Source organism: Spirillospora sp. NPDC049024, assembly GCF_040649235.1.
Classification (GTDB): Bacteria; Actinomycetota; Actinomycetes; order Streptosporangiales; family Streptosporangiaceae; genus Spirillospora.
In genome coordinates this window covers 167,116-188,116 of record NZ_JBEZFD010000018.1, presented here as the reverse complement: position 1 = coordinate 188,116, position 21,001 = coordinate 167,116, and the positions used below count along the sequence as shown (strand labels likewise).

Genomic DNA, 21,001 nt, shown 5'->3' with positions numbered 1-21,001 from the left:
CTCGCTCGTCATGGACGCTGTCCGTAGGCGTTCCGGTAGCGGTCGTGGAGGCGGTCGATGTCCTCGGGCCGCAGCGGGACGGGATCGCCGAGCTGGCGGGCGAGGTGCACCGCCCGCGCCGCGTCCTCGCACATCACCGCGGCCTTGACCGCGGCCCGCGCGTCCGCGCCGATGGTGAACACGCCGTGGTTGCGCATGATCACCGCCGGGGAGCGGTGGCCGCGCAGCGTGCCGACGATGCCGCGTCCGATCGAGTCGTCGCCGATGGGCGCGAACGGGCCGAGCGGGATCTCCGCGCCGAACTCGTCGGCCATGGCGGTCAGGACGCAGGGCACCGGCTCGCCGCGGGCGGCCCAGGCGCAGGCGTACGCGGAGTGGGTGTGCACCACCCCGCCGACCTCGGGCATGTGCCGGTAGACGTAGGCGTGGGCGGCGGTGTCGCTCGATGGCCGCAGGTCGCCCTCGACGACCGCGCCGTCCAGGTCGCAGACCACCATCGCGTCCGGGGACAGGTCGTCGTAGGAGACGCCGCTGGGTTTGATGACCATCAGGTCGTGCCCGGGGACCCGGGCGGAGACGTTGCCGGCCGTCCACACGACCAGCCCGTACCTGACGAGCTCCGCGTGCAGGTCGCTGACGGTCCGCCGCAGCGCGCGGACCTGCTCGGCGGGCGTACCGGGCATCAGAGGTCTCCCTTCGAGCCGAGCGCGTCGTCGCGCAGCCGGCGCAGCCGGTGCAGGACCGCGCTGCTCGCCTCGCCCCGGGCGGCGAAGTGGTCGTGCAGTTCGCGGTACTCCGCGTAGAGGAGGTCATAGGCCCCGGCCCTGGCCGGGTCCGGCGCGTAGGCCGCGGTGACCACCCGGCCCATCGCCGCCGAGGCCTCCGGCACGTCGCGGTAGGCGCCCGCCGCGACCGCGGCGTGGATGGCGGCGCCGAGCGCGGGCGCCTGGTCGGAGGCGGCGATCGAGACCGGCCGGCGCAGGACGTCGGCGTAGATCTGCATCAGCGCCGCGTTGCGTTTCAGCCCGCCGGCGACGACGAACTCGCCGATCGGGATCCCGGCCGCCTCGAAGGCCTCGACGATGACGCGGGTCCCGTAGGCCGTCGCCTCCATGAGCGCGCGGTAGACCTCCTCCGGCCGGGTGGCCAGGGTCATGCCCACGACCACGCCGGACAGGTGGTGGTCGACCAGGACCGACCGGTTGCCGCCCATCCAGTCCAGCGCGACCAGCCCGTGCGAGCCGACGGGCGCGGAGGCGGACGCGGCCGCCAGGTCGTCGTGGTCTTGTCCGGTCATGCGGGTCCACCAGGCGAAGACGTCGCCCACCGCGCTCTGCCCGGCCTCGTAGCCGTAGGCCCCGGCGGTGATGCCGCCGTCCACGACACCGCAGATCCCCGGCACGTCCGCGAGGACGGCGCTGTTGACCACGTGGCAGGTCGACGTCCCCATGATCGCCAGCAGCCTCCCGTCCTCGACCGCGCGGGCGGCCGGGGCGGTGACATGGGCGTCGACGTTGCCGGCGGCCACCGCGACGCCCTCCGGCAGCCCGGTCAGGCGGGCCGCCTCGGCGGTCAGCGAGCCCACCCGCGACCCCAGCGGGGAGAGCGGATGGGCCAGCCGGGTGGCCGCGAAGTCGGCGAAACCGGGGTGGAGGGCGGCCAGGTAGTCGGCGGAGGGGTAGGCCCCGTCCTGGTAGACGCCCTTGTAGCCGGCCGTGCAGGCGTTGCGCGTCTCGCGGCCGCACAGCTGCCAGACGATCCAGTCCGCGGCCTCGATCCAGCGTTCCGTCCGCCGGTAGGTGTCCGGATCCTCCTCCAGTACCTGCAGCGCCTTGGCGAACTGCCACTCCGAGGAGATCCGGCCGCCGTACCGCTTGATCCACTTCTCCCCGCGCTCGTGCGCCAGCGCGGTGATGCGGTCGGCCTGCGGCTGGGCCGCGTGGTGCTTCCAGAGCTTGGGCCAGGCGTGCGGCCTGCCGGCCAGGTCCGGGAGCTCGCACAACGGGGTGCCGTCCGACCGGACGGGGAGCACCGTGCAGGCCGTGAAGCCGGTGGCGATCCCGATCACCTTGGCCGGGTCCACCCCGGCCTCCGCGATCGCGGCGGGCACGGCGGTGCGCAGCACGGCCCGCCAGTCCTCGGGGTTCTGCAGCGCCCAGTCGGGCGGGAGCCGCTCCCCCGTGCCGGGCAGCTCCCGCTCGATCACCGCGTCGGCGTAGTCGTGGACGGCGCCGCCCAGTTCGGCGCCGTCGGCGACCCGGACGACGACGGCCCGCCCGGACAGCGTGCCGAAGTCGACGCCGACGACGCAGGCGTCCGGCGGGATGTTAGCGCTCACAATTTCCTCGTCAGCAGAGTCGGGGAGGGCATCGGTCGGGTCAGGGCCGCGGGGTCGGCCGGGCGCTGGACCTGACCACCAGCTCCGGCGGGATCAGCACATTTCCCGGCGGCCCCGAGGGCTCGTTCAGGCGCTGCACCAGCAGCTCCAGCGAGCGGCGGCCCAGCTCGCCGAAGTCCTGGCGCACCGTGGACAGCGGCGGGATGAAGTAGGCGGCCTCCGGGATGTCGTCGAAGCCGACCAGGCTGACGTCCTCGGGGACCCGGCGGCCGGCCTCGTGCAGCGCGCGGAGCACGCCCAGGGCCATGTGGTCGTTGGCGCAGAACACCGCCGTGACCTCGGGGTCCTCCGCGAGCCGCCGGCCGGCCTCGTAGCCCGAGCGGGCACTCCAGTCACCGGACAGCATCTCCGGCACCGGCGCGCCGGCCTCGGCCAGCGTGGCCCGCCACCCCTCGGCCCGGCCCACCGCGTCGAGCCAGGATCCGGGTCCCGCGAGGTGGTGGACCGTGCGGTGGCCGAGGTCGAGCAGGTGGCGGGTCGCCGCCACCGCGCCGGCCCGCTGGTCGATGGCCGCCATCGGGACCCGCGCGGTCAGCCCGCACCCGGCCCCCACCAGCGGCACGAGCCGGCCGGCCTGCGCCAGCACGTCGTTCGTCGAGGTGTGCGGGGCGATCACCACGACGCCCTCGACGGCCTGCTCCGCCAGCCGCCCGACCGCGTCCAGCAGGGCCCGCCGCGTGATCGCACGCAGGCTGACGATGCTGACGAAGAAGTCGGCGTTGCGGGCGGCCTGCTCGATGCCGTGCAGCATCGACGCCGGCCCGTAGAGCGTGGATTCGAAGCTGATCACGCCGAGCGTCCTGGAGCGCCGGGTCACCAGGGTCCGGGCCGCCGGGTTCGGCCGGTAGCCGAGCTCGGCGATCGCCGCCTGCACGCGGGCGCGGGTGCGCGCCGAGACGTTCGGATGGTTGTTGACCACCCGCGACACCGTCTGGTGCGACACCCCGGCGAGCTGGGCGACATCGGCCATGATCGGCGGATTCGACGGTCCCTGTTGCGACAACGTCTCCTCCTCTGCGATCGCGCCGGCGCCCGGGGGCGTTGCGTAGGTCGATTGTGAGCGTGAACAATTCCACCGTCAACCCCTCGAAGCGATCACTTCTCCCGCGGCACGATCCGGCCAGCGAAGGGCCCGGCGCCGGCGATCGCGAAGTCACTGATCACCGATGCCGGGCCCCGGACGTTCCCGCTCCGACGCGGAGAGGCGCCTAGCGCACGGGCAGTCCCGTGACGGTGCGGCCGATGACCAGGCGCTGGATCTCCGAGGTGCCCTCGAAGATCGTGAAGATCTTGGAGTCGCGGTGCATGCGCTCGACGGGGTACTCGCGGGTGTAGCCGTTGCCGCCGAGGATCTGGATGGCCTCCTCGGTGACGTGGACCGACATCTCGCTGGCCATCAGCTTGGCCATCGAGCCCTCGGCGTTCTGGAAGTCCTTGCCGGTGCGCGCCATCCACGCGGCCCGCCACACCATCAGGCGGGCGGCGTCGAGGCGGCACTTCATGTCGGCCAGCTTGAAGGCGATGGCCTGGAAGTCGCCGATCTTCTTGCCGAACTGCTCGCGCTCCTGCGCGTACTGGAGGGCGTACTCGTAGGCGGCGCGGCCGACGCCGAGGGCCATCGCGCCGACCGACGGGCGGGTGGTCTCGAACGTCTTCAGCGCGGCCTGGCCCTTGGAGCTCTTGCCCTCGCGGGTGCGCGCGATGCGCTCGTCGAACCTGTCCTTGCCGCCGACGATCAGATGGGAGGGGATCCGGACGTCGTCCAGGATCACCTCGGCGGTGTGGGAGGCGCGGATGCCGTGCTTCTTGAACTTCTGGCCCTGCCGCAGGCCCGGGGTGCCCGGCGGGACGATGAAGCTGGCCTGGCCGCGGCTGCCGAGCTCGGGGTAGACCGAGGCGACGACGACGTGGACGTCGGCGATGCCGCCGTTGGTCGCCCAGGTCTTGGTGCCGTTCAGCACCCACTCGTCCTTGGCCTCGTCGAACACGGCGCGGGTGCGGATCGAGCCCACGTCGCTGCCGGCGTCGGGCTCGGAGGCGCAGAAGGCGCCGAGCTTGATGTCGTCGGTGGTGCCGAACATCTGCGGCACCCACTCGCTGACCTGCTCGGGCGTGCCCACGGCGGCGACGGACGCGGCGGCGAGGCCGGTGCCGACGATCGACAGGGCGATGCCCGCGTCGCCCCAGAACAGCTCCTCGAACGCCACCGGAATGCCGAGGCCGGTCGGCTCCAGCCACTGGGTGGCGAAGAAGTCGAGGGAGTAGATGCCGACCTTGGACGCCTCCTGGATGAGCGGCCAGGGGGTCTCCTCGCGCTCGTCCCACTCCTCGGCGGCGGGGCGGATGACGTCCTTGGCGAACTCGTGCACCCAGTCCCTGACCTCGCGAACGTCCTCGCTGGGCTCCAGCGAGAACGGCGTCTGCTCCGCACTCGTCATGATTAATTGACCCTCTCTCCAATATCGCCTGTTACCAACGGTAGCACCATCTGGAGTTACCACGGGTAACACATCGGGCGGAGGCGCCGCGCGGGAGCGGCGGAGGCCGCTAACCGCAGCCCGGCGAGATGGATCGAGCGGCGCTGTAGCCGGGGACCTCGATCATCGGCGGACGCTCCCCCACGGCCACATCGGCCGTGCGGGCGTCGTGCCCGTCCGCGGCGCGCCGGAACCTGGTCAGCCCGGTGGAGGGGGCCGCGAGGGGGATCATCCGGCCGTGCCGCTCCAGCCGCGACCAGGCGGTCAGCATGATCTGGCCGGCCATCGCGCCGAGCGCCTCGGTGGACTGGTGCGCGTGGATCCGGCGGCCGAGGTCGACCTGCGCGATCGCGTCGAGCCCGGAGTCCTGGTAGACGTCCAGCAGCAGGCCGAGTTCCACGCCGTAGCCGGTCACGAACGGCAGCCGCTCCAGCAGCGCGCGGCGCCCCGCGTACTCGCCGCCGAGCGGCTGCATGACGCCGGCCAGCAGGGGCCAGTGGAGGTTGATCAGGGGGCGCGCGACCAGCTCGGTCACCCGGCCCCCGCCGCCCTCGACGCGCCGCTCCCCCTCGACCAGCGGCCGGTCGTAGCAGCCCTTGACGTAGCCGACGGACGGGTCGGTCAAGAGCGGGCCGAGCAGCCCGGTCACGTAGGAGGAGGTGAACTCGCGCAGGTCGGCGTCCACGAACACGATCAGGTCGCCGGACGTCACGGCGAGGGACTTCCACAGGGCCTCGCCCTTGCCGGACATGAGGCCCTGCTCCGGCAGGACGGCGTCCTGCGCCACCACCTCGGCGCCGGCCGCGGCGGCCACGGCGGCGGTCCGGTCGGCGGAGCGGGAGTCGACGACCACGATCTCGTCCACCAGCGGGATCCGCTCGACCAGGTCGGTGCGGACGGCCGCGACGATCGCGCCGACGGTCGCCTCCTCGTCGCGCGCGGGCAGCACGACGCTGATCCTCGTCGCGCCCTTGGCGGCGAGCAGGAGGCGCGGCGGCCAGTCCTCCGCCGCGCTCGTACGGCGGGCCAACCACGACGCGACCTCGGGCAGCACGCGCTCTCCCTTCCGTGCGGGGCGACCGGGACCGGGCGTCCTGCGGCCGGTGTCCCCTCCCCTACCAGGAAACGCCGGATCCCCCCAGATCATTCACCGTTCGCGCCGCGATCGGCGAACCGACCCGAAGGTTTAACGGCGCCACAACACGCCCGTCACTCGGCGGCGTGCCGGTCCAGGAACTCGTAGACGTCCGCCTCGTCGACGCCGGGGAACGCTCCCGGCGGCAGGACCGACAGGACGTGCGAGTGCGCGCGCGCCGACGGCCACGCCATCCCCTCCCACCGGTCGGACAGGGCCTTCGGGGGCCGCTGGCAGCAGTCGCCGTCCGGGCAGGCCGACCTGACCCGCCGGGTCGTCTCCCGGCCGCGGAACCAGCGGGAGTCCTCGAACCGGACGCCCAGCGTGATCGCGAAGTCGCGCTCGTGGCTGGGGTCGATGTGCGACAGGCACCAGTACGTCCCGTTCGGGGTGTCGGTGTACTGGTAGTAGACGGAGTAGCGGTCCGCGGCGCCGAACACGTGCCGCCCGGCCCATTCCCGGCACATCCGCTGGCCCTCGATCGCGCCGTCCTCGTCCTGCGGGAAGGCCAGGCCGTCGTTGGCGTACGCCTTGTAGATCGTGCCGTTCTCGTCGTTCTTGGTGAAGTGCAGTTGGAGGTCGAGGTGGTGGGTCGCGACGTTGGTGAAGCGGTGCGCGGCCATCTCGTAGGAGACGGAGAACACGTCCGCCAGGTCCTCCACCGACAGCTCCCGCGCGGCCTTGGCCTCCTGCAGGAACGGCACGACGGTGCGCTCGGGCATCAGGATCGCGGCGCCGAAGTAGTTGGCCTCGACGCGCTGGCGCAGGAAGTCGGCGAAGTCGCGCGGCTGGTCGTGGTCGAGCGCGATGTGCCCGAGGGTCTGCAGCAGGATCGTGCGCGGCGTGTGCATGCCGAGCTGCTCGCGCTCCAGGTAGATCCGCCGGTTGCGCAGGTCGGTGACCGACCGGACCGAGCGGGGCAGGTCCTGGACGTACTGCAGGCTGAACCCGAAGTGCCCGACCAGCGTCATCAGCAGCCCCTGCGACACCGCGCCGCGCCGGTACCCGACCGCGTCGAGCGTCTGGGACGCGACGCGCTCGATGTCGGCGAAGTGGTTGCCGCGCTCGTGCATCTGGCGGCGCAGCTCGGCGTTGGCCTTGCGCGCCTCCTCGGGGCTCGCGGTGGGCTTGGTGCGGCTGCGTTTGAGCTCCCCGTAGAGGGCGAGGATGTGCTCGATGACCTCGTTGGGCATCCGCTTGCCGACCTTGAGGTGCGACAGGCCGAGCGTCCGGTACAGCGGGTCGCGCTGGGCCTCCTCCAGCTGGATCTCCAGCTGGGCGCGCCGGCTCGGGGGCTGGCGGCGCAGCAGCTCCTCGACCGGGCACTCCAGCGCGGTGGCGAGGGCCTGCAGCAGCGAGAGCTTGGGCTCGCGCCGCCCGTTCTCCAGCAGGGACAGCTGGGACGGGGCGCGGCCGACGCGCTCGCCGAGTTCCGACAGGGTCAGGCCGCGGGCGCGCCGCAGGTGGCGGAGGCGCTGCCCGAACGTGACGAGATCCACGTCACTCGTCAAGTTGAGGGGTTCTTCTGTCCGCAAGGTCGTCACCGCTTCATCATAGCGGAAATTTCGCACTTCTTCTGTTACTCGCCAGTTCATAACGGGGTTGCGGTCCGGGCATAGTCGTGAACGAGCACCCAGGGGACGACACGGAAGGGCAAGACGATGAGCGCAAGTCGCCTCAAGGGCGCAGCCGAAGAGCTGCAGCGACAGTGGGAGACCGACCCGCGGTGGAAGAGCGTCGAGCGGACCTACACGGCCGAGGACGTCGTCCGCATCCGCGGTTCGGTCCAGGAGGAGCACACCCTCGCGCGCCTCGGCGCGGAGCGGCTGTGGAAGCTCCTCCAAGAGGAGGACTACGTCCACAGCCTCGGCGCGCTGACGGGTCTCCAGGCCGTCCAGCAGGTCAAGGCGGGCCTGAAGGCCATCTACCTGTCCGGCTGGCAGGTCGCGGCGGACGCCAACCTGGCGGGCCAGACCTACCCGGACCAGAGCATCTACCCGGCGAACTCGGTCCCGGCCGTCGTGCGCCGGATCAACAACGCGCTGCTGCGCGCCGACCAGGTCCAGTGGGCCGAGGGTGAGGGCGACACGCACTTCCTCGCCCCGATCGTGGCCGACGCCGAGGCCGGCTTCGGCGGCGTGCTGAACGCCTTCGAGCTGATGAAGGGCATGATCGCCGCGGGCGCCGCGGGCGTGCACTGGGAGGACCAGCTGGCCTCCGAGAAGAAGTGCGGCCACCTCGGCGGCAAGGTCCTCATCCCGACCTCGCAGCACATCAAGACCCTCAACACGGCCCGCCTCGCCGCGGACATCTCGGGCGTGCCGTCTCTGATCATCGCGCGGACCGACGCCGAGGCCGCGACCCTGATCACGACGGACGTGGACGAGCGCGACCGCGAGTTCATCACCGGTGAGCGCACCGCCGAGGGCTTCTACCGCGTCCGCAACGGCATCGAGCCCTGCATCGCCCGCGCCAAGGCCTACGCGCCGTACTCCGACCTCATCTGGATGGAGACCGGCACCCCGGACCTGGAGCAGGCCCGCAAGTTCGCCGAGGCCGTGAAGGCCGAGTACCCGGACCAGATGCTGGCCTACAACTGCTCGCCGTCCTTCAACTGGAAGGCGCACCTGGACGACGCGACCATCGCGAAGTTCCAGCGCGAGCTCGGCCACATGGGCTTCAAGTTCCAGTTCATCACCCTGGCCGGGTTCCACGCGCTCAACTACGGCATGTTCGACCTGGCGCACGGCTACGCCCGCGAGGGCATGACGGCCTACGTCGACCTGCAGGAGCGCGAGTTCGCGGCGGCCGAGAAGGGCTTCACCGCGGTCAAGCACCAGCGCGAGGCCGGCACCGGCTACTTCGACATGGTCAGCACCGCGATCAACCCCGAGTCCTCCACGACGGCCCTGAAGGGCTCGACGGAGGAGGGCCAGTTCCACTGACCCTCGCCGGCCGGCGCCGCCGGCCCCGCTCTCCGGCCTGATCCCCAGGACCCCGAAGGCCCCCGCGTCCCTACACCCGCGGGGGCCTTCCGGTGTCCCGGGACGCCTCGCGCCTCCCTTCCCGCCTCCGTGGTCCCTCCTCACGTTCCGGCCACATTCGGCAATGGACCTCGACAGGCGCCGCCGGAGGGGCGCATCGTGAGCCCCGCCAGTCGATCTCTCTGAGAGAGGACCCCTGATGGCGCGTCACCCCCGGTCCATCCGATCCCGGGCGATCCCCGGAAGGATGCTGCCGCTCGCCGTCGCCGCGGTGAGCGTCGTCGCGCTCGCGCCCGCCGCCGCCGCGGACGGGCCCGCACACCAAGGACGCTTCACCCCCGGCGCACCCGGTGTCGGCGACTCCTACTTCCCGCTGGAGGGCAACGGCGGCTACGACGTCCGGCACTACTCGCTGGACCTGAGCTACGACCCCGACTTCGACCAGCTCGACGGAACCGTGACCGTCACCGCGCGGGCCACCCAGAACCTGTCGCGGTTCGACCTCGACCTGTCCGGTATGGACGTCGACAAGGTCTGGGTCGACCGGCGCCGGGCCCGCTACGAGCGGCACGGCCAGGAGCTGGTCATCACACCGCGCCAGGGCCTGCGGAAGGGGCGGACCTTCACCGCCGTCATCAGGTACGGCGGCGTGCCGCAGACCATCGTGGGCTCGCCGATCGTGTTCGGCTCCCCCTACGGCTTCCTGCACACCCCCGACGGCGCGTTCGTCGGCGGCGAGCCGAACGGCGCCAGCACCTGGTTCCCCGTGAACGACCACCCGAGCGACAAGGCCACCTACGACTACACGATCAGGGTGCCGGAGGGCCTGACGGCCGTCGCCAACGGGCGCCCGACGGGGCACCGCTCCGCCGTCGCCGCCTTCAGCCGCCGCGCGGCCAAGACCCGCGCCGAGGTCTTCACCTGGCGCGAGGACAGCCCGATGGCGAGCTACCTCACCACGATCGACATCGGCAAGTGGAACGTGAAGCAGGGCCGCACGCCCGGCGGCGTCCCCAACTACACGGCCGTCGACCCCGAACTGCTGGCGAGCCAGCCGGACGCGGTGAACTTCTTCTACGACACCACCAGCGAGGTCACCGACCTCTGGTCGAAGACGTTCGGGCAGTACGCGTTCTCCAGCACCGGCGCGATCGCCGACGACGCCCGCTTCAACGGCCAGCCGCTCGGGTTCTCCCTGGAGACGCAGAGCAAGCCGGTGTACTCGGCCGTGCGCAGCACCGGCACGATCGCGCACGAGCTGGCGCACCAGTGGTACGGCGACGCGGTCTCGCCCGCGCGCTGGAAGGACGTGTGGCTGAACGAGAGCTTCGCCACCTGGTCCGCGTGGTACTACACCGAGGTGCACGGCGGCCGGTCCGTGCACGATGCGGCCCGCGCCACCTACGCCGCCCGCCCCTTCCCCGACCGCGAAGGCCGCCCGTACTGGTCGGTGCTCACCGCCGACCCGCAGCGCGACACCATGTTCAACGACCGCGTCTACAGCGGCGGCGGCATGATGCTGCAGTTCCTCCGCGAGAAGATCGGCGAGGAGAAGTTCTTCACGCTGCTCCGCACGTGGTACGCCCAGCACAAGTACGGCAACGCCAGGACCGAGCAGTTCACGGCGCTGGCCCAGCAGGTCGCCGGGCAGGACCTGAGCGGGTTCTTCAAGGACTGGCTCTACTCCCCGATCAAGCCCGACATCACGCAGGGCTGACCCTCCCCCGCCCGTGGACCGGGCCCCCGGCGCGCCAGGCCGGGGGCCCGGTTCTGTGCGAAAGTACGTGGTCGGAGCCGCGCCGCCTGTCTAGGCTTCCGGCAAGTGGGTGTTCTTCCGTGGGTGTGGTGGTACGGGTTCCGCCGCCACACCGCCTATCCGCTCGGATCCCTCACCGAGTCGCTCACCAACACGATGTTCGGCTTCATGCGCGCCTACGTCCTGCTGGCGCTCTGGGAGGTCCGGCCGTCCCTCGGCGGGTACGCGGCCGCCGACGCCGTGACGTTCTGCTTCGTCACCCAGGCGCTGATCGGGCCGGTGCAGGTCTTCGGCGGGATGGAGCTGACCGAGCGCATCCGCAACGGGGACGTCGCGATCGACCTGCACCGGCCGGCCGGGCTGCAGGGCTGGTGGCTGGCGCACGACCTCGGCCGCGCGGCGAGCTCGCTGGTGCTGCGCGCCGGGCCGCCGCTGGTGGCCGGCGCCCTGGCGTTCCCGTTCCGGTGGCCCGCCCCGGCGGACCTGGCGGCGTTCGCGGTGGCGCTGGTCCTCGCGACGGTCGTCAGCTTCGGGCTGCGCTACCTGGTGGCGATGGGGATGTTCTGGCTGCACGACGACCGCGGCCTGAGCGCCGTCACCCTCGTCATGTCGCTGTTCTTCTCCGGGATGATCCTGCCGCTCGTCGTGTTCCCCGGCCGCCTCGGTGAGATCGCCGAGGCGCTGCCGTGGTCCGCGCAGATCCAGGTGCCGGCCGACGTGTTCCTCGGCCGGTACGACGGCGCCGGGCTGGCGGGCGCGCTGGCGTTCCAGGCGGGGTGGGCGGCCCTGCTGCTCGGGGCGGGCGCGCTGGCCACGCGGGCGGCCCGGCGGAGGCTGGTGGTGCACGGTGGCTGATCCCGCGGTGACCGGCGCGCTGCGCGTGTACGGGCTGCTCGCCTGGACGTGGATCCGGGCGGCGGCGCAGTACCCGGTGTCGATGGTGCTGCTCGGCCTGGCCACGGCGGTGGTCTCCGTGCTGGACGCCGCCGCGATCATGGTGCTGTTCTCGCGGGCGCCGCGCATCGCCGGGTTCGGCGTGTACGAGGTCCTGTTCCTGTACGGCACGTCGGCCCTGTCGTTCGCGCTGTCCGACATCGTCCTCGGGACGACCGAGCGGCTCGGGGCCCACGTGCGGGAGGGGACGCTCGACGCGATGCTGGTGCGCCCGGTGAGCCCGCTGGTGCAGATCGCGACGGAGGGGTTCACGCCCCGGCGGCTCGGCAAGCTCGTCCCGGCGGTGCTGGTGCTCGGGTACGCGCTCGGCCGGCTGGACGTCGCCTGGACGCCGGGCCGGCTCGCGATGGTCCCGGTGATGGTGCTGTCCGGGGCGGCGATCTTCGGCGGGCTGTGGGTGCTGACGGCCGCGGTGCAGTTCGTCCTGGTCGACAGCCACGGGGCGAGCAAGTCGGTCACCTACGGCGGCGCGTTCCTCACCCAGTACCCGATGACCATGTTCGCCCGCGACCTGGTCCGCGGGGTGACGTTCGCCGTGCCGCTGGCGTTCGTCAACTGGCAGCCCGCGCTGTACGTCCTGGACCGGCCCGATCCGCTCGGGCTGCCGGACGCGGCGCGGTTCGCCTCCCCGGCGGTCGCCGCCGCCCTGTGCGCGGCGGCGGCGACGGCGTGGCGGGCCGGCCTGCGGCACTACCGATCGACAGGGAGCTGATGGCGGTGCCGATGATCGAGGCCGAGGACGTCGTCAAGTCGTTCACCGTGCGGGCGCGCTCGGGCGCCCTGCGCCGGACGCGGCGGCGGGTGCGCGCGGTGGACGGGGTGTCCTTCACCGTCGAGCGGGGCGAGTTCGTCGGCTATCTCGGCCCGAACGGGGCGGGCAAGTCGACGACGATCAAGATGCTGACCGGCATCCTCACCGCGTCGTCCGGCACGCTGCGGGTGTGCGGGCTGGACCCGTCGCGGCGCCGCACGACGCTCGCGCGCCGCATCGGGGTGGTGTTCGGGCAGCGGACCACGCTGTGGTGGGACCTCCCGCTGCGCTCCAGCCTGGCGCTCGTCCGGCGGCTCTACCGCGTCGAGGCGGCCGCGCACCGGGCCCGGCTCGCGGAGCTGACCGCGCTGCTGGAGCTGGAGCCGTTCCTGGACACCCCGGTCCGGCAGCTCAGCCTCGGCCAGCGGATGCGGGGCGACCTCGCCGCGGCGCTGCTGCACGACCCGGAGCTGCTCGTTTTGGACGAGCCGACGATCGGCCTGGACGTGGTGAGCAAGGCGACCGTCCGCGACTTCCTGGAACGCGTCAACGCCGAGCGCGGCACGACGATCCTGCTGACCACGCACGACCTCGGCGACATCGAGCGGCTCTGCCGCCGCGTCATGATCATCGACCACGGCCGGCTCGCCTACGACGGGGGGCTGGACGAGCTGCGCCGCACCGTGGACGCCGACCGGACGCTGGTCGTGGAGCTGGCGCGGCCGGCCCCGCCGATCACCTTGGACGGGATCGAGGCCGAGCGGGTGGAGGGGCCGCGGCAGTGGCTCCGGCTGCCGAACGCGGCGAACGCGGCCGCCGTCGTGGCCGCGCTGGCGCGCGACCACGAGGTCCGCGACATCTCGCTGCGCGAGGCGGGCATCGAGGAGGTCCTCGCCGGCCTCTACCGCGGCGACCACGCGTACTGGTGCTCGGGGCGGCCCGTCGCGCCGTAGCGGAGCGTCACGACGACCCGCCCGGCCTCGGCGAGGGCCGCGAGGTAGCGCTGCGCCGTGGCGCGGGAGATGCCGACCTGGTCGGCGATCTCGGCCGCGGACCGCGGCTCGTCGGCCCGCCGGAGCGCGTCGCTGACCAGCCGCGTCGTCACCGGCGACTGGCCCTTCGGCACGGGCGTGCGGGCGTGCAGCGGCGCGTACAGGGCGCGGACCGCGCCGTCGAGAGCCGCCTGGGACAGCTCGTTCTCGCCGGCCAGCGCCTCCCGGTACCGGGCGTAGGCGGTGAGGCGCTCGTTCAGGGCGGCGGCGGTGAACGGCTTGACCAGGTAGTGCAGGGCGCCGTGCCGGAACGCCTCCCGCACGGCGCGGGGGTCGGCGGCCGCCGTCGCCATGATGACGTCGGCGTCGAGTTCGGGCAGCAGGCTGAGGCCCGAGGCGTCCGGCAGGTAGACGTCCAGCAGGACGAGGGCGGGCCGCAGTTCGGCGGCCATGGCCCTGGCCTGCGCGGCGCTGTGGGCGAGCCCGGCGACCGCGAAGCCCCGCAGCGCCGCCACGAATCCGGCGTGGACCTGCGCGACGCGGAAGTCGTCGTCCACCACCAGCACGTCGATCATCGCACCGCCTCCGCGCCCAGCACCCCGGGGAGCCGGGCGACCGCCACGGCCCCGCCCCCGTCCGGCCCGCCCGTTCCCGCGTCCACGAAGGTCACGTCGCCGCCGCGGGCGCGGGCGGTGCGGCGCGCGAGGCCCAGCCCGAGCCCGCGCGAGCGGCCCGCCGCGGTGTCGCGGGTGGAGACGCCGTCGTCGAAGACGGCCTCGCGGAGCCCGTCCGGCAGCCCGTCGCCGGAGTCGGTGACGGTGGCGTGCAGGTCGGGGCCGTCGCCGAGCAGCTCGACCTCGACGCGGGCGGGCCGGCGCCGCCCGAGCCGCGCGGCCTCGACGGCGTTGTCGACGAGGTTGCCGACGACGGTCGTCACGTCCAGGGGGTCGGCGACGCGGCCCGGCACGTAGCTGCCGGCGCCGATGTCGAGCCGGACGCCCTTCTCGGCCGCGACGGCCGACTTCGCCGACAGGAAGGCGCGCAGGTACGGGTCCGACACGGGGTCGGGCAGGTTGTCGGGCGCCGGGGCGCGGCGCGCGGCGTCCTCCATCAGCGTGCCGATGTAGTCGGCGGCCTCCTCGCTGTGGCCGAGCTGGAGCAGGCCGGACAGGGTGTGCAGCCGGTTGGCGTACTCGTGCCGCTGCGCGCGGAGCGCGTCGAAGAGCGTGCTGACCGAGTCCAGCTCGCGGGCGAGGGTCTCCAGGTCGGTGCGGTCGCGCAGGGTGACGACGGCGCCGAGGTCGCGGCGGTGCCTGCGGACCTCCCGCCGGTTGACGACGAGGACGCGCTCCCCGGCGGTGACGAAGAGGTTGGTGGCGTCGCGCCGCCCCGTCAGGACGTCCCGCAGCGCGCCCTCCGGGGCGAGGCCCCCGGCGGGCGCGCCGCGCTCCGGCGCGACGCCGAGCAGCCGGGACGCCTCGTCGTTGCAGACCGCGACCCTGCCCGCGCTGTCGACGGCCACGACCCCCTCGCCGACGCCGTGCAGCACCGCCTCCCGCTCGTGGACCAGCTCCACCAGCTCGTACGGTTCGAGGCCGAGCGTCTGGCGCTTCAGCCTGCGGCCGATCGCGGCGGACGCGACGACGCCGAGCAGGACGGCGCCGGCGACGAACAGCGACATCTCGCGCAGCAGGCGGCCGAGCTCCCGGTCGATGGCGCGGGCGTCGAACCCGACGCTGACCTCGCCCAGGATCCGCCCGCCCGGCCCGTACAGGGGCACCTTGCCGCGCGCGGAAAGGCCGAGCGTGCCGCGCTCGACGCGGACGACCTCCCGCCCGGCGAGGGCGTCGGAGGGGTCGGTGCTCACGTGCCGGCCGAGCTCCAGCGGGTTCGGGTGGGACAGGCGGAGGCCGCGGCCGTCGGTCACCACGACGAACAGGGCACCCGTCCGGACCCGCACCCGCTCGGCGCGGTCCTGGACGAGCCCGCCGGGATCGTCCACCGCGACCGCCGCCGCGATCTCCGGGTCGGCGGCGACGCTGCGCGCCACGGTGAGCGCCCGCTGGCCGTACTGGTCGCGCAGCCGGCCGTCGAGCATCCAGGCGACCAGCCCGTACCCGAGGACCGCCACGACGACGACCACGCCCACCTGCAGGATCAGCACCTGGCGGGCGAAGGAGATGCGGGGCCGGACGGACATGACGTGCACCGTAGACCATGCCGGCCCGGCCGCACAGACCCCGCGTGAGCAGAACGCACAGAACCCCGGCTAACGCGCTTAACGTGGGGATTCGCGGCTTGCGAGCACATCGCGGGCAAGGGTTCCCGTGACGCGCGCCACATTCGTACGGTGCCGCCGTGTCCACATCAGCAGCACCCAAGCGAGAAGGCTCCGAGCGAGCCGCCGGACCAGTGATCGAACTGGCCGGCGCCACCAAGCGCTTCCGGTCGGCGGCCGGCGTCCACACGGCGGTCAGGGACCTCCACATGTCGGTGGGGCCCGGCGAGTTCGTCGCCGTGGTCGGCCCGACCGGCTGCGGCAAGTCCACCACCCTGTCCCTCGTCTCCGGGCTGGAGCCGGCGTCCGAGGGCCGCGTCCTGGTCCACGGCCGGCCCGTGGACGGGATCCCCGACGGCGTCGGCTACATGTTCCAGAACGACGCCGTCCTGCCGTGGCGCTCCGTCCTGGACAACGTGGCGGCGGGCCCCCGCTACCGGGGCGCGTCCAAGCGCGAGGCCCGCGACCGCGCCCGCGACTGGGTCGCGCGCGTCGGCCTCGCCGGGTTCGAGGGCTACTACCCCCACCAGCTGTCCGGCGGGATGCGCAAGCGCGTCGCGCTCGCGCAGACCCTCGTCAACGAGCCGTCCGTGCTGCTCATGGACGAGCCGTTCTCCGCGCTCGACGTGCAGACCCGGGGCCTCATGCAGGACGAGCTCCTGCGCCTGTGGTCGGGGTCCGGCGCCGCCGTCGTGTTCGTCACGCACGACCTGGAGGAGGCGCTCGTGCTGTCCGACCGGGTCGTGGTCATGACCGCGGGCCCCGCGACGATCAAGGGCGTGTTCGACGTGCCGCTGGAGCGGCCGCGGGACGCCGAGGAGGTCCGGCTCACCGGCGGGTTCCTCGAGATCTACCGCGAGGTGTGGGACTCGCTGCGCGAAGAGGTCCAGATCACCCGCGAGAGAGGGGCCGGCCATGCCGCGTGAGACGAGGACACATGAGACGAGGACACATGGGACGGAGACGCGCGAGGCGAGCGCGCGCGGAGCGGAGACCGCCCCGGCGGCGGCCGCCGGCGAGCCCGGGCCGGCGCCGGGCGCGTCCGGGCCGGGCGACCAGGGCGACCGGGCGGCGATCGCGCGGCTGCGCACCGCCGGGCTGCGCCGCACCCTCGGCGTCACCGCCGTCCGGGTCGCGCTCGTGGCGGCCTGGCTGGGCTCGTGGGAGCTGGCCGCGCGGAGCTGGATCGACCCGTTCTACTACTCGATGCCGTCGAAGATCTGGGAGCGGCTCGTCGACTGGTTCACCAAGGGCACCTCGCAGGGGTCGATCTGGGAGCAGATCTCGGTCACGCTCCAGGAGGCCGTCGCGGGCTTCGCGCTCGGCGCGGCGGGCGGCGTCGTGCTCGGCATCGTGCTCGGCCGGAGCCGGTTCCTGGCGGAGGTCTGCGCGCCGTTCATCAAGGCCGTCAACGCGATCCCGCGCATCATCCTGGCCTCGCTGTTCATCATCTGGTTCGGGCTCGGCATGCAGTCCAAGATCGCGACGGCGTTCGTGCTGGTGTTCTTCGCGGTCTTCTTCAACGCCTTCCAGGGCGCCCGCGAGGTCGACCGGAACCTGGTCAACAACGCGCGGATCCTCGGCGCGGGGCGGCTGCAGGTGCTGTGGACGATCGTGGTGCCGAGCGCCACCTCGTGGATCCTCGCCTCGCTGCACTCGGCGTTCGGCTTCGCGATCATCGGCGCGGTCGTCGGCGAGTACACCGGCGCCGACAAGGGCCTCGGCCTGCTCATCAACCACGCCCAGGGCACCTTCGACGCCGCCGGGATCTACGCCGGAATGATCATCATCACGGTGCTGGCCCTGCTCGCCGAGTACCTGCTCACGCTGCTGGAGGGCCGGCTGCTGCGCTGGCGCCCGGCCGCGTCCGGGCACGACGTCCAGATCTGACGCCGCGCCTTCCCGCCCCTCCTCCTTCCCACCCCTGTCGCACGACCAGGAGAACCGTCATGCCCAGTACCTCCGTCCGGGCCGGCGCCGCCGCGCTCGCCGCCCTCACCGCCCTGTCGGCCCTGTCCGCCTGCCGCGACTCCCGCGCCGGGTCCGGCGGGGACGGCGGCTCCGGTGGCACCGTCAAGATCATGATCGGCGGCATCGACAAGGTCATCTACCTGCCCGCCAAGCTGACCGAGCAGCTCGGCTACTTCAAGGAGCAGGGCCTGGACGTCCAGCTGCTCACCGAGCCCGCCGGGGCGCAGGCCGAGAACGTGCTCATCTCCGGGGACGTCCAGGGCGTCGTCGGCTTCTACGACCACGCCATCCACCTCCAGACCAAGGGCAAGTGCGTCCAGAGCGTCGTGCAGATGGCGGACGTGCCCGGCGAGGCGGAGATGGTCTCGGCGTCCAAGGCGGGCTCCCTGACCTCCCCGGCCGGGTTCAAGGGCAAGAAGCTCGGCGTGACCAGCCCGGGATCGTCCACCGACTTCATCACCCGCGCGCTGGCCGTGCGCAACGGCGTCAAGACGTCCGACTACACGACGGTGAAGGCAGGCGCGGGCCAGACGTTCATCTCCACGATGGAGAACGGCGGCATCGACGCCGGCATGACGACCGACCCGACCATCGCCAAGCTCGTGAGCACCGGCAAGGCCAAGGTCATGGTCGAGATGCGCACCGAGGAGGGCACCCGCCGGGCGCTCGGCGGGCTCTACCCGTCCAGCTCGCTCTACATGGACTGCGCGTACGTGAAGGCGCACGGCGAGACCGTGCAGAAGCTCGCCAACGCCTTCGTCAGGACGCTCGGCTGGATCAAGCAGCACAAGCCGGCGGAGATCGCGGCGAAGATGCCGAAGGACTACGCGGGCGGGGACCCGGCGCTGTACGAGAAGGCGGTCGGCGACTCGATCAGCATGTTCAACGGGGACGGCGTGATGAAGCCGGACGCCGCCGAGAACGTCCTGAAGGTGCTGGCGCAGTTCTCCCCCGAGGTCGCGGAGAAGAAGGACGAGATCGACCTGGGCAAGACCTACACCACGCAGTTCGTCACCAAGGCCAAGCAGGGCTGAGCGCAGTGCCGGGGTGAACGCCCCGGCGGAGCCCGCCGGACGCGGTGACGCGGGCCGGGCCTCGCGCGGAGGCCCGGCCCGTCAGCGTCCCCGGGTGGAGTAGAAGTCGACGCCGCCGTCGTCCTCGCGGTGGCCCGAGCCCCAGCGCCGCGGCGCCCAGGTGGGCATCAGCAGCGCGAGCCCCATCATCCCGTAGATCCCCGAGCCGAGCAGCATGCGCAGCCCGAAGTCCATGTCACCGGCCGGCGGCACCTTGCCGGGCAGGTCGAGGGCGCGGCCGGGGTCGGCCAGGAAGTAGGCGGACGCGCCGAGCAGCGCCAGCGCGGGCACGAGCGAGACCAGCGGCGACGCCCACCGCGCGACGATGACCACGCCCATCACCAGGCCCACGGCGGCGAGCAGGGCGAACGCGCCGTAGATGCGCGTGCGGTCGGTGATCTCCTGCCCGGTCCCGTCGAAGGACTGGCCGGCCTGGACGTACCCCCAGGCCGCGCCGTACAGCAGCGCGGGGGTCAGCAGGACGCCGAGGACGAAGCCGAAAGCATGGCGCACCGCGCATCACTTCCATTCGAACGCGCCCGCCGCAGGGCGCGGGTTCCGGTAGCGCCTCAATCACAACACGCGCATCGGCGGCGGCGCAGGATATCCGTGCCGTTTTATGACGGTTTGTTTTGAACGCCATTGAACGGGCATCGCGGTCTCATTCGATCCGCAGCACGTTGGAGGAAACAATGTCGACCGCTATTTGGGTCATCGTCGCCCTTGTGGTCGTCGCCGTTCTCGCCGCGGCCGGGTACCTCGCCTGGACCCGGTCCCGCACGGCGCGGCTCAGGCGGCGGTTCGGCCCGGAGTACGACCGGGTCCTGGAGCGCCACGGCGGCCGCGCGGCCGCCGAGCGGGAGCTGCGCTCCCGCGAGCAGCGCCACGAGGAGCTGGAGCTGCGCGACCTCGACCCCCGGCGCCGCGAGGAGTACCGCGAGCAGTGGGTCCGCGTCCAGGAGCGCTTCGTCGACTCTCCCGAGGCGGCGGTCGAGGAGGCCGACCGGCTCGTCACGGTGGTGATGGGCGAGCGGGGCTACCCGACGCACGGCTTCGAGGAGAAGGTCGCCCACCTGTCGGTGGAGCACGGCCAGACGCTGGAGCACTACCGGCGGGCCCACACGATCAGCGGGCGGGCCGCGACCAAGGAGGCGTCCACCGAGGACCTGCGCCAGGCCATGGTGCACTACCGCGCCCTCTTCGAGGAGCTGCTCGCCCCGCACGGCGAGGCCCGTCACGAGAAGGGCGGACGGCACACCGCTGAGCACCGCGCGGCGAACCCCGCGGAGCACGCCGAGGAGCGCACCGAGGAGCGCGCCGAGGAGCGCGCCGGCGAACACGCCGGAAGGCACGCCGCCGCGCCCGCCGGGCACCGCGGCGACGACCGAGACATGAGGAGCTGACCCGATGGAGCACAGGCGACCCGAGACCGGTACGCCGGCGTCCGGCGGGCCGCTCGCCGGCGAGCGGGCACGCGCCGCCGGAACGGCGGACCCGGGGGTGTCCGACGACCTGCACGTCGCCGGTCCCGCACCGGCCGCGCCCGGGACTCAGGCCCCGGAGACCGCGCCCGACACGGTCCCGGACCCGATCCCGGCCCGGACCCCCGCCGGAACCGCGAACCCGGCCAAGACACCCGCCGGGGCCGCGAACCCGGCCAAGACCCCGGTCAAGGACGCGGGCGCGATCAAGACCCCCAGCCAGGAGGCGAACCAGGCCAGGACCCCCGTCAAGGACACGAACCCGGCCACGGCGACCACCCGGGACACCGACCCGTTCGGGACGCCCGTCCAGAGCGCGGAGCCGAAGCACGCCGCTCCCCGCGGGCCGGGCGCGGCGCCGGGGGCCGCATCCGGCGGCGCCCCCGAGAAGCTGTTCGACGCCGCCGAGGCCGAGCGGCTCCGGGAGCGGTGGCACGAGGTGCAGGCCGCGTTCGTCGACGACCCCGGCGAGTCGGTGCGCAAGGCCGACGGCCTGGCGTCCGAGGCGGTCGACGCCCTCGCGCGCTCGCTCGCCGCGCAGCGGCGCTCGCTCACCGAGGAGCTGGACGGCGGCGGGCAGCCCGACACCGAGCGGCTCCGCCTGACGCTGCGCCGCTACCGCGACCTCCTGGACCGCATCTTCGCCGCCTGACCCGACCCGCCCACGGGCGCCCCCGCACCCCGCGGGGGCGCCCTTCGCCGTCCGGAGGCGGCGATCGCCCACGTGGCCGCCCCCGCCGCCTCCCGAGAT

General features: G+C 73.1%; 19 protein-coding genes. 10 read left to right on the top strand and 9 right to left on the bottom strand.

Annotated features, from left to right (window positions below; all coding sequences use genetic code 11):
* Nucleotides 1-8 precede the first annotated feature (8 nt).
* The 6 genes from AB0C21_RS30100 to AB0C21_RS30075 all read right to left on the bottom strand — a co-directional run bounded on the left by AB0C21_RS30100 (nucleotide 9) and on the right by AB0C21_RS30075 (nucleotide 7,521).
* A complete protein-coding gene (locus tag AB0C21_RS30100) occupies nucleotides 9-683 on the bottom strand; it encodes an L-ribulose-5-phosphate 4-epimerase (RefSeq protein WP_149258660.1) in 675 nt (224 codons plus the stop codon).
* Nucleotides 683-2,338: a ribulokinase gene (gene araB / locus AB0C21_RS30095; RefSeq protein WP_500208738.1), complete on the bottom strand. Its 1,656-nt coding sequence runs from the start codon at nucleotides 2,336-2,338 to the stop codon at nucleotides 683-685. Before araB ends, AB0C21_RS30100 begins: the two co-directional genes overlap by 1 nt.
* Before the next feature lie 40 nt (nucleotides 2,339-2,378).
* A complete protein-coding gene (locus tag AB0C21_RS30090; RefSeq protein WP_500208737.1) occupies nucleotides 2,379-3,368 on the bottom strand; it encodes a LacI family DNA-binding transcriptional regulator in 990 nt (329 codons plus the stop codon).
* Between the two features lie 238 nt (nucleotides 3,369-3,606).
* Nucleotides 3,607-4,836 (bottom strand): acyl-CoA dehydrogenase family protein, encoded by a 1,230-nt coding sequence (locus tag AB0C21_RS30085; protein ID WP_500208736.1) that lies wholly within the window; start codon nucleotides 4,834-4,836, stop codon nucleotides 3,607-3,609.
* A 109-nt stretch (nucleotides 4,837-4,945) separates the two neighbouring features.
* On the bottom strand, nucleotides 4,946-5,929 hold the full coding sequence (locus AB0C21_RS30080) for a glucosyl-3-phosphoglycerate synthase (RefSeq protein ID WP_500208735.1): 984 nt from the start codon (nucleotides 5,927-5,929) through the stop codon (nucleotides 4,946-4,948).
* A 155-nt stretch (nucleotides 5,930-6,084) separates the two neighbouring features.
* A complete protein-coding gene (locus AB0C21_RS30075; protein WP_149258664.1) occupies nucleotides 6,085-7,521 on the bottom strand; it encodes a helix-turn-helix domain-containing protein in 1,437 nt (478 codons plus the stop codon).
* A 150-nt stretch (nucleotides 7,522-7,671) separates the two neighbouring features.
* Here AB0C21_RS30075 and aceA point away from each other — a divergent pair, with 150 nt between their 5' ends.
* From aceA to AB0C21_RS30050, 5 genes are all read left to right on the top strand, one after another.
* On the top strand, nucleotides 7,672-8,955 hold the full coding sequence (gene aceA, locus AB0C21_RS30070) for an isocitrate lyase (RefSeq protein ID WP_500208733.1): 1,284 nt from the start codon (nucleotides 7,672-7,674) through the stop codon (nucleotides 8,953-8,955).
* A 286-nt stretch (nucleotides 8,956-9,241) separates the two neighbouring features.
* Complete coding sequence (locus AB0C21_RS30065) at nucleotides 9,242-10,711, top strand: M1 family metallopeptidase (RefSeq protein WP_500208731.1); 1,470 nt, start codon at nucleotides 9,242-9,244, stop codon at nucleotides 10,709-10,711.
* A gap of 105 nt (nucleotides 10,712-10,816) precedes the next feature.
* Entirely contained in the window at nucleotides 10,817-11,605 is a 789-nt protein-coding gene (locus AB0C21_RS30060; RefSeq protein ID WP_500208729.1) for an ABC transporter permease, read from the top strand.
* Nucleotides 11,598-12,416, top strand: coding sequence for an ABC transporter permease (locus AB0C21_RS30055; RefSeq protein WP_500208727.1), 819 nt, complete (start codon nucleotides 11,598-11,600; stop codon nucleotides 12,414-12,416). Before AB0C21_RS30060 ends, AB0C21_RS30055 begins: the two co-directional genes overlap by 8 nt.
* A complete protein-coding gene (locus AB0C21_RS30050) occupies nucleotides 12,416-13,408 on the top strand; it encodes an ABC transporter ATP-binding protein (protein WP_235036699.1) in 993 nt (330 codons plus the stop codon). Before AB0C21_RS30055 ends, AB0C21_RS30050 begins: the two co-directional genes overlap by 1 nt.
* Here AB0C21_RS30050 and AB0C21_RS30045 read toward each other — a convergent pair.
* Nucleotides 13,357-14,022 (bottom strand): response regulator, encoded by a 666-nt coding sequence (locus tag AB0C21_RS30045; protein WP_500208726.1) that lies wholly within the window; start codon nucleotides 14,020-14,022, stop codon nucleotides 13,357-13,359. The genes AB0C21_RS30050 and AB0C21_RS30045 overlap by 52 nt on opposite strands.
* On the bottom strand, nucleotides 14,019-15,647 hold the full coding sequence (locus tag AB0C21_RS30040; RefSeq protein ID WP_500208725.1) for a sensor histidine kinase: 1,629 nt from the start codon (nucleotides 15,645-15,647) through the stop codon (nucleotides 14,019-14,021). The genes AB0C21_RS30045 and AB0C21_RS30040 overlap by 4 nt, the downstream gene beginning before the upstream one ends.
* Nucleotides 15,648-15,805: 158 nt before the next feature.
* Here AB0C21_RS30040 and AB0C21_RS30035 point away from each other — a divergent pair, with 158 nt between their 5' ends.
* The 3 genes from AB0C21_RS30035 to AB0C21_RS30025 are packed head-to-tail and all read left to right on the top strand — an operon-like array spanning nucleotide 15,806 to nucleotide 18,730.
* On the top strand, nucleotides 15,806-16,651 hold the full coding sequence (locus AB0C21_RS30035) for an ABC transporter ATP-binding protein (RefSeq protein ID WP_500208723.1): 846 nt from the start codon (nucleotides 15,806-15,808) through the stop codon (nucleotides 16,649-16,651).
* Nucleotides 16,641-17,615, top strand: coding sequence for an ABC transporter permease (locus AB0C21_RS30030; RefSeq protein WP_500208721.1), 975 nt, complete (start codon nucleotides 16,641-16,643; stop codon nucleotides 17,613-17,615). Before AB0C21_RS30035 ends, AB0C21_RS30030 begins: the two co-directional genes overlap by 11 nt.
* Nucleotides 17,616-17,674: 59 nt before the next feature.
* Nucleotides 17,675-18,730 carry an ABC transporter substrate-binding protein gene (locus tag AB0C21_RS30025; protein ID WP_500208720.1) on the top strand — a complete coding sequence of 352 codons (1,056 nt, stop codon included), beginning with the start codon at nucleotides 17,675-17,677 and terminating at the stop codon, nucleotides 18,728-18,730.
* 81 nt (nucleotides 18,731-18,811) lie between these two features.
* Here the strand turns inward: AB0C21_RS30025 and AB0C21_RS30020 are convergent, their stop codons facing one another.
* Entirely contained in the window at nucleotides 18,812-19,282 is a 471-nt protein-coding gene (locus AB0C21_RS30020; RefSeq protein WP_500208718.1) for a hypothetical protein, read from the bottom strand.
* Nucleotides 19,283-19,461: 179 nt separating this feature from the next.
* Between AB0C21_RS30020 and AB0C21_RS30015 the strand changes: the two genes are divergently transcribed.
* A complete protein-coding gene (locus AB0C21_RS30015; protein WP_500208716.1) occupies nucleotides 19,462-20,172 on the top strand; it encodes a hypothetical protein in 711 nt (236 codons plus the stop codon).
* A 4-nt stretch (nucleotides 20,173-20,176) separates the two neighbouring features.
* Nucleotides 20,177-20,902: a hypothetical protein gene (locus AB0C21_RS30010; RefSeq protein WP_500208715.1), complete on the top strand. Its 726-nt coding sequence runs from the start codon at nucleotides 20,177-20,179 to the stop codon at nucleotides 20,900-20,902.
* The last annotated feature ends 99 nt before the right edge of the window (nucleotides 20,903-21,001 follow it).